We start from the raw sequence: 8,431 nt of genomic DNA, 5'->3' as shown, positions 1-8,431 counted from the left end.
GCAGCGATGTACACCTGCTTGGTGTCTATGGCATAGTGGAACCACACCGATCCCTTCCCGAACTCGGAGGTGAAACGCTATTGCGGCGACGATAGTTGGGGGGTTGCCCCCTGTCAAAATAGCTCGATGCCAAGCTTAATATTTAGTATAGAGAAACTCCTAATGACTTCGTTAGGAGTTTCTTTGTTAGGCGATTTATACGATCGTGGTTATTATTTAGATTAGAGTGATTATTAGACCTGTTACGGAATAACCTCCAAAAAGCCCCAAATTAGAGCAAGTCTTTAAGCATTTTCAGTACTAAAATTATCAGACTTATTATGTGCGAGAATTAGAGCGATTCTAAGCACTATTTTGTATCACTATCACTAATGCCAAAAATAATTCTCAGTCGTTCTGAATCATTAGATCGATTGCTGGTTTCCACGGAACAGATGCAGCAAATCGAAGGTAAGATATTTGCAGCAGGAATGCCCGTCGCTGCACTGATGGAAAAGGTGGGGGGATTAATTGCGAGACGATTTCAAGCTTTATACCCTCGATCGAATCGGGTGGGAATATTAGTCGGAATGGGTCACAATGGTGGCGATGCGCTAGTCGTTGCACGTGAGTTGTGGTTTCAAGGTTATCAAGTTTCAATTTATGTCCCGTCAGAAGAGTTGCGGGAGTTGACTAATCAACATTATGCCTATATTTCCAATCTCGGCATCAATATAGTTGAAAATGTCGAAAGTTTAGGTAATTGTGATGTTATTATCGATGGACTATTTGGGTTTGGTTTAAATCGGGAAATTACCGGTAGTCTATTTGAATCGATCGAGTTAATTAATCTATCCAAAATTCCAGTAGTCAGTATCGATCTACCTTCGGGGATTCATGCAGATACTGGGGCTGTTTTAGGGATTGCAATTAAAGCTACTCATACACTCTGTTTGGGGCTGTGGAAACTAGCTTTCTTACAGGAGCAAGCGATCGAATATTTAGGCAAAACTGAGCTAATCGATTTCGATCTGCTATTGACAGACATCGATACTGTACTAGCAGAAAAGCCGACAATCAGCGGGATGACGACTAGTCGAGCAGTTGCTAATTTGCCTGTAGATCGAGCAGCAACCACCCATAAATATCAGCAAGGACATTTATTACTAATAGTCGGTTCCGAGCAGTATGCAGGCGCAGCAATTCTCGCTGGATTGGGTGCGAGAGCGACGGGGGTGGGGATGCTTTCAATTGCCGTACCAAATTCGCTCAGACCACTATTATTAAACTACTTACCAGAAGCCTTAATTATCGGCTGTCCTGAAACCGAAGCAGGGACGATTAAATCATTACCCGAACTAGATTTTAGTAAGTATCAAGCGATCGCCTGTGGCTGTGGTTTAACCGATCGACCATCAAAGATAGTTAAACAAATCCTAGCAGCAAATTGTCCAATTATTCTCGATGCCGATGCGCTAAATATTATCGCCAAATTGGGCATCGAAACGACAATATCAAAGCGCGAACACCCAACAATTTTAACGCCCCATCTCGGTGAATTTAAGCGGCTATTTCTCAAAATCCCCACTGCTAATAAACTCACCGCTACAATTGCCGCAGCGCAAGCTAGTCAAGCAATTATATTACTCAAAGGAGCGAGGACTGTGATTGCGGGAGCTGATGGTAATTCGATCGTTATTCCTGATAGTACTCCAGCCTTAGCTAGAGGTGGTAGCGGCGATATTTTGACAGGATTAATCGGTGGTTTAATTGCAACTAATAGTCGGGAAGATTTGGCTATTTCAGAAGTCGTCGCAACTGCGGCTTGGTGGCATAGTCAAGCGGGAATTTTGGCGGCGAATGAGCGCGGAGATCTGGGTGTAGATCCGTTGACTTTGACTCAATATTTAACGACTGTGATTCAGAATACTAGCGAGTCTAGATAGTTTGAGATAAAATAGTAATAATTATTTAGACAAAATAATCTTTGATTTAGAAGAATGGCACAAGTTAGGTTGCTATACATATTTATCTCCTAAGCCAGTTACTGACGGGTGGGTAGATGCGATTGTTAGACTCGATAAAATGCCTTCTGATGGATTAAAAGGATTAAATAGAATCAAGAAAATATTACAAAAAGATGATTGGTCGATGCAAAAGTTAGTTGAAATTAGATCGTCTATTCCTTGTGAGCTTATCGTAACAAGATACGGGCCAGCTAACGGAGTAGCCTTTCAAATTAACCAACATGAAAAATGTGTATCACTTTGGAAAGCATCAGATCCTACTTATGAAATGCCAATTTGGTCGCTGAAATAAACTAGATATTCTGGAGAAAGATGTAGAGTGAACTGCGATTCATCAGTAGAAGTCTTACGATGAGCACTTTGCACTTTCGATCATCTAACTTTCAGCCATTAACCCCAGCAACTCCTCTTCAGAAATCACCTTAACCCCCAGCTTCTCCGCTTTCGCCAACTTCGATCCCGCCTTCTCACCTGCAACTAAATAATCAGTCTTAGTACTAATCGAATCCGAAACCTTCCCACCATTTTTCTGAATCAAATCTTTTGCCTCATCCCGCTTCATTGTTGGCAAAGTACCCGTAATCACAAACGTTTTATCGGCAAATATCTGACTAGCCGCCTCAACAATAGGCTCTGAAGATTTATCGAATTGCAATCCCGCTGCTTTTAGTCGATCGATCAAACTCATATTATCAGGTTGTCGAAACCACATACTCACAGATTGAGCTGTCTCAAAACCGACTCCATAGATACCTTCCATCTGTGCGATAGTAGCTTGGGATAATTGTGCGACTGAGGTAAACTTATCTGTCAGAATATTTGAACCATTACTCCCAATCTGTCTAATTCCCAAACCATATAATACCCGCGCCCAAGGTTGGGATTTAGAATTAGCGATTCCTTCGATAGTTTTCGTTGCTGACTTCTCGCCCATCCGCTCTAGCGTCATTAATTTCTCAACAGTCAAATCGTATAAATCGGCAATCGAAGTCACCAATTTACTATCGACTAATTGCTCGACTAATTTCTCGCCGACACCATTGATATCCATCGCATCGCGACTCACCCAATGCACTAATGAACCCTTGAGGATTGCCGCGCAACTAGGATTGACGCAGCGCATCACCGCTTCGCTCTCTGGCTTGACTACAATCGAGTCACACACAGGGCAATTTGTGGGCATTTTAAAAACCAACGTCCCAGACGGGCGCAAATCCGTCAACACGCGGACGATTTCGGGAATAATTTCCCCTGCTTTACGGACAATTACCGTATCGCCGATGCGAAGATCTAATTGGGCGATTCGATCGCCATTATGGAGCGTTGCCCGTTGGACGGTGGTTCCTCCCAATTGGACTGGTTCAAGGTGCGCCAAGGGCGTAATTGCCCCCGTTCTGCCGACGTTTACTACGATGTCTAAGACTCGCGTTGGTGCTTCTTCGGCGGGATATTTGAGAGCTACCGCCCAGCGGGGGAATTTGTTGGTGAAGCCTAATTCTTGTTGGCGGGCGAGATCGTTGATTTTGACGACGACTCCATCGGTCATGTAGGCTAGGTTTAGTCTGTCGGTATTCCAGCGATCGTAATATTCGCCCACGCCTGCTAAATCGGGGCATAATGTGCGGTGGGGGTTGACTTTAAATCCCATTGTTTCTAGCAATTCTAGGGATTGGGAATGTTTATTGAAATTAGTTTGGGAAGGGATTTGTAGCGTGTAAGCAAAGAAATCTAATTTGCGTTGGGCGACCATTTTGGGGTCTAATTGGCGTAATGCTCCAGCGGCGGCATTACGCGGATTTGCGAGTAATTGTTCGCCTGTTTTTTCTCGTTCCTGATTGAGTTGGTTAAATACAGCGATGGGTAAGAAAGCTTCGCCCCGAACTTCGACAATTGGGGGTGGATTTTCGATGTTTAATTTGAGTGGAATCGATCGAATCGTCTTGACATTCTGGGTGATATCTTCCCCTGCATCGCCATCGCCGCGAGTCGCACCACGTATCAATAAACCATGCTTATATGTTAACGCGATCGCTGAACCATCGATTTTTAATTCGCAGACATATTCAGCACTATCTTTCGTTTCTAACTTCCGTTGCCAACCTGCCTCCCACTTGGCAAATTCTGCCATGTCAAAAGCATTTTCCAGGCTATATAACGAGATATTATGTTTAACTGAAACAAACCCCGAAGCGGGACGGTCGCCGACTCGTTGCGTGGGGCTATCGGGAGTAACTAATGCGGGATATTGCTGTTCTAAATCTTGCAGCTCTCGATATAACCTGTCATATACGGCATCCTCCATCACTGGATTATCCAGAGCATAATAAGCATAGCCAGCCGACTGGAGTTTGGTGCGGAGTTGCTCGGTGCGGGTAATGATTTCAGGTGTCACGATCGATCGCTGCTCAACGGTACCTCTATAGTACAAGAATCCTATCGATTCCACAAGACTCGATCGAAATATGGCTCGGTTCTATCCAGACTTGTGTATATAGGGTAGTATCTCAGTAGGGGCAATGTCTTGTCGGTTTTTTATTCGGAGGGAACCTCCGAATAAAACCGCCGCTTCATGAATTGCCCCTACTGGGATACTCCTGAGCCGTGTAATTTAAGCCACCATTATTCCAATACTAATATACTTGCTGATTCGCTATTTTCAAACTGACAGACCGTGTCAAAATTATCTCTCAATATCTCAACTATTTCTATCGTGGGACTATTCCCAATCCACAGATAGATAAACTTGGGAGCATCAGCATAAAGTAAATTGCGCTGATAAAAATCAGCGTCTTTGGAAACGATATCAAAATCATTCATCTTTGCATATTCCCAGATTGAACTATCATCAGTATTTTTTAGCCCTAAATTCTTGATATGTGCCGAATCAGGATATAAATCGATGATTTTACGGACAATCTGACTTGATAAATTTTCTTCCAATAGTAATTTCATCACAAACTCACAAATAATTTTTTCTCACTATCGGCTGTAAACTCTAGACAAGCTTTGATATCTTCTGATATGAGTTCATCAAAATCTCTGCTTGTGTCATTCCACCATCTAGATACTCTAATGTATCAGCTACAGTGATTCTCATTCCCCGAATACATGGTTTGCCACTGCGTTTTCCAGGCTCAATTGTAATGATATCTTGGTAATCCATAAAATTGTGTCTTGTGTGTAAATCTTGCCATCAGAATCACAGATTAAAAATCTTATTGCCTTTCTGATTGTAGCCTAACATCTTTGCCATTACTTAATCGGCATTTTGCACGAACCAATCTAAGACATCTTGCGCATTTTTGTCTGGTGGGAAAACTGGATAAAAGACTTTAACTATTTTGCCACCATCGGCAATCAGGGTGAGTCGCTTAATTAATCGCTTACCTTCCACCTCAAATGTTGGCAATTGCAACAAATTTGTAAATCCAAAATCTGCATCACTGAGCAGCTCAAATGGTAAGTGGAGTCTTTCAACAGTTTCCTGTTGGTATAAAGACTCTTGTGTACTGAGTCCATAGATACGCGCTCCCAAAACTTGTAATTCAGCATTAAAATCGCGAAAAGCGCAAGATTGCAGAGTACAACCCGCCGCACCAGGAATCTTCTCCCATCCATCCGGTATCGGTACATCAGGTTGCTTAGTCATTGGATAACAGTAAACCACAACTTTTCCCTGAATAGCTGACAAGTCCAACTGATTACCACGAGTTGAAGCAAGCATCACGGCGGGCAATCTTTCACCTAATAGATGATTACATCCGCCATCATCCTCTGGAATCGGCAATTTTGAGAAATCGGGGGAATATTGCATCAAATTAGGAATACTTTCTTAAATAAGTAGATCGATCGATAGTTCTAGATCGGGAAATGTTGGAGATACAATTCGCTCATTGCTTCTGAATTGATGTAGATCGTATTCGCCATCAACTAGATAATAAATTGAAATAGTTGGCTGTTTGGGATGCCCGATAAAATTTCGTCCGCCCAATCCTAAATAATCGACAATCCAATATTCCTGAATACCTAGTGCTTGGTAAGCAATCTGTTTGATAGCATAATCATCTTGCCAATTAGTCGATACAACTTCGATAGCTAATTTTACCGAACTACCTTGAGTAATAATCGATTCAGTCTCCCACCGTTGCTCCTGAGCTAGCAGTCCTTTATCCAAGACGATAACATCTGGCTCATAACCAGACTTACTATCGATCGATTTAACGATCGATTCTCGCGGGATTAAATACTGTAAATCCAATCGGGTAATTTCTAGATATAGTTTGCCCGATATCTCACCAGCTATTTCCGAATGTTTACCGCGTGGTTTGGGCATTTCCAAAATTTCTCCATCTCTAAGTTCGTAGCGAAATGCAGATCGCTCTGGCAACCAGGCGATAAAATCATCAAAGCTAATTGTCTTAGATTCTGCTAGTACCATGTTTATTTTGTGTGACTTAACACCGAAATAACTTCATCTAGTTAAGGTAATTTTAGCCCATGCTGCTACTCAACAGCGGATATATTCTTGCGACCCAATTTATGAATCCACTCGATGAGAATGGGATTGACTAATTCTGGTGCTTCATCTTGGGGACAATGACCGACATTCGGGAGTTCGACAAATTCATTCACTGTAGATACATTCATCAATTCGCGCCCTAGCTCGATCGGTTCCCACGGATCGGCTGCACCCCAAATCGCGATCGCAGGACATGATAATTGCGGTAAGAGATCTTCGGGTAATGGCCCCCAGGAATAGGCTGTGAACTGTAGGAATACATCCGCTGCGCCCGCGTCTGCGGCTGGAGCCATCAGAATATCGATTAGTTCGTCGCTGACGGCTTCAGGGCGATGGTAGGCTTGTAAGAGGATTTTGCGAACGACTTTTCGTTGGGCGAGCTGCTTGAAAAAGAAATTGCCGATTGCTGGTATAGTGAGGATAGACTGGAGGACTGGTGCGCCCCATCGACGATATAAGGGCATCTGCGCTAGTTTGCGATCGTGCAATAGTCGCAAGGAGCAATTGAGCATTGCCACACCTGTAAATAATTTTGGTTCAGTTACAGCAGCTTGTAAAGCGACCACACAGCCGATCGAGTTACCGACCAATATTGTCGGACTGCCAATTATTTCTCGACAGAAATCAACAATTAATTCGGCCCAGGTTTCAAAGGTATATTCAAGTTTGGGACTAGGTTTGGGTTTATCTGATGCGCCAAAACCAATCAGATCGATCGCATAACACCGACAACTTTCGGCAAGTACGGGAATATTTTTGCGCCAATGTCCGACGGAAGCCCCGAAACCATGAATTAGTAATACTGCTGCGCCCGTGTCTCCAGCGGTATGATAATTAATCTGATGTCCGCGCCACATCCAGGTAGAATTTGCAGTCAGAGTAGCAATCGAAGTCATATAGAGTATGTTGGCAATGAGGGTATTCTAACGCGATTCTCCTGGGGGAGAGAATGCGCCAACGACACAACTGCTGTCTCCATGCCTTAGTCCATTTCAATTTTTATCACCTATTCCGAATGTATCTATCACAACTTTGGAAGTTTTCTCGCCCGCATACAATTATTGGGACGAGTCTGAGTGTGTTCGCGCTCTATTCGATCGCCATAGCGACCAATCATAGTTCGATCTCATCGATGAATGCAATCCAACTGTTAGGAACTTGGATTGCTTGTCTATTGGGGAATATCTATATTGTTGGATTGAATCAACTCTATGATGTGGAGATCGATCGAGTAAATAAACCCGATCTACCATTAGCTAGTGGTAGTTTATCGATTATCCAAGGAAAATGGATCGTTGGAGTTACAGGTATTTTGGCGATTGCGATCGCTGCATGTCTAGGTAAATGGTTGTTTGCAACAGTTGCGGTAAGTTTAACGATCGGGACTGCTTATTCTTTGCCGCCGATTCGATTCAAACAGTATCCGCTGTTGGCGGCTATTTGTATCTTGACAGTTCGAGGTTGTATTGTTAATTTAGGATTGTTTTTACATTTCGATCGAGTTCTTACAGGTACGGATACGATACCGCCTAGTATTTGGGTTTTGACTCTATTTATTTTAGTATTTACCATTGCAATTGCTATTTTTAAAGATGTCCCAGATATTGAAGGCGATCGACAATATCAAATTCAGACTTTCACGCTAGCATTAGGCAAGCCAAACGTTTTTAATTTTACTCGTTGGGCAATTACAATCGCTTATTTAGCTACTATTGGTGCGGGAATATTGATTTCACCAGCCCTTAATACTTGGTTCTTAGTTATCTCTCATGCTGGATTACTTGGATTATTATGGTGGCGCAGTCAGGATATAGATTTAGAACAAAAAGACTCGATCGCTAGTTTCTATCAATTTATCTGGAAATTATTTTTCTTTGAATATCTGCTGTTTCCGATTGCTTGTTTT

Annotated in this window: 8 protein-coding genes, 1 rRNA gene and 1 pseudogene; 4 read left to right on the top strand and 6 right to left on the bottom strand. The window is 42.7% G+C overall.

The window, feature by feature from the left end; translation table 11 throughout:
- The first annotated feature begins 17 nt into the window (after positions 1–17).
- The 3 genes from rrf to RMO55_RS06455 all read left to right on the top strand — a co-directional run bounded on the left by rrf (position 18) and on the right by RMO55_RS06455 (position 2,298).
- Positions 18–135: ribosomal RNA gene (rrf, locus tag RMO55_RS06465) — 5S ribosomal RNA — on the top strand.
- Between the two features lie 236 nt (positions 136–371).
- Positions 372–1,925 (top strand): NAD(P)H-hydrate dehydratase, encoded by a 1,554-nt coding sequence (locus tag RMO55_RS06460; protein WP_310425029.1) that lies wholly within the window; start codon positions 372–374, stop codon positions 1,923–1,925.
- Positions 1,926–2,064: 139 nt separating this feature from the next.
- Positions 2,065–2,298 (top strand): hypothetical protein, encoded by a 234-nt coding sequence (locus tag RMO55_RS06455; protein WP_310425027.1) that lies wholly within the window; start codon positions 2,065–2,067, stop codon positions 2,296–2,298.
- Between the two features lie 84 nt (positions 2,299–2,382).
- On the opposite strand, the gene ligA is transcribed toward RMO55_RS06455, so the two are convergent.
- The 6 genes and pseudogenes from ligA to RMO55_RS06425 form a co-directional block, all read right to left on the bottom strand.
- Positions 2,383–4,452 (bottom strand): NAD-dependent DNA ligase LigA, encoded by a 2,070-nt coding sequence (gene ligA, locus RMO55_RS06450; protein WP_396134196.1) that lies wholly within the window; start codon positions 4,450–4,452, stop codon positions 2,383–2,385.
- Positions 4,453–4,625: 173 nt separating this feature from the next.
- Entirely contained in the window at positions 4,626–4,958 is a 333-nt protein-coding gene (locus RMO55_RS06445; protein ID WP_310425024.1) for a DUF5615 family PIN-like protein, read from the bottom strand.
- Positions 4,958–5,169 (bottom strand): annotated as a pseudogene (locus RMO55_RS06440) (DUF433 domain-containing protein). The gene RMO55_RS06445 and the pseudogene RMO55_RS06440 overlap by 1 nt, the downstream one beginning before the upstream one ends.
- Positions 5,170–5,262: 93 nt before the next feature.
- Positions 5,263–5,820, bottom strand: a complete 558-nt coding sequence (locus RMO55_RS06435; protein WP_310425021.1) for a peroxiredoxin — start codon at positions 5,818–5,820, stop codon at positions 5,263–5,265.
- An 18-nt stretch (positions 5,821–5,838) separates the two neighbouring features.
- The gene (locus tag RMO55_RS06430) at positions 5,839–6,444 is read right to left on the bottom strand and encodes a Uma2 family endonuclease (protein WP_310425018.1); all 606 of its coding nucleotides are present in this window, start codon (positions 6,442–6,444) and stop codon (positions 5,839–5,841) included.
- Positions 6,445–6,509: 65 nt separating this feature from the next.
- A complete protein-coding gene (locus RMO55_RS06425; RefSeq protein WP_310425016.1) occupies positions 6,510–7,421 on the bottom strand; it encodes an alpha/beta fold hydrolase in 912 nt (303 codons plus the stop codon).
- A gap of 119 nt (positions 7,422–7,540) precedes the next feature.
- Here RMO55_RS06425 and RMO55_RS06420 point away from each other — a divergent pair.
- Positions 7,541–8,431: homogentisate phytyltransferase (locus RMO55_RS06420; protein WP_310425014.1), on the top strand; the 891-nt coding region annotated here is incomplete at its 3' end.

This window comes from Chamaesiphon sp. VAR_48_metabat_135_sub, from assembly GCF_031418915.1.
Taxonomy (GTDB): domain Bacteria; phylum Cyanobacteriota; class Cyanobacteriia; order Cyanobacteriales; family Chamaesiphonaceae; genus Chamaesiphon.
This window is presented reverse-complemented; position numbering and strand designations above follow the sequence as displayed.

Excerpts from the sequence above, each read along its gene's own strand:
- RMO55_RS06460 (WP_310425029.1), top strand. The coding sequence starts at position 372 with ATGCCAAAAATAATTCTCAGTCGTTCTGAATCATTAGATCGATTGCTG.
- RMO55_RS06455 (WP_310425027.1), top strand. The coding sequence starts at position 2,065 with ATGCCTTCTGATGGATTAAAAGGATTAAATAGAATCAAGAAAATATTA.
- RMO55_RS06445 (WP_310425024.1), bottom strand. The coding sequence starts at position 4,958 with ATGAAATTACTATTGGAAGAAAATTTATCAAGTCAGATTGTCCGTAAA.
- RMO55_RS06435 (WP_310425021.1), bottom strand. The coding sequence starts at position 5,820 with ATGCAATATTCCCCCGATTTCTCAAAATTGCCGATTCCAGAGGATGAT.
- RMO55_RS06430 (WP_310425018.1), bottom strand. The coding sequence starts at position 6,444 with ATGGTACTAGCAGAATCTAAGACAATTAGCTTTGATGATTTTATCGCC.
- RMO55_RS06425 (WP_310425016.1), bottom strand. The coding sequence starts at position 7,421 with ATGACTTCGATTGCTACTCTGACTGCAAATTCTACCTGGATGTGGCGC.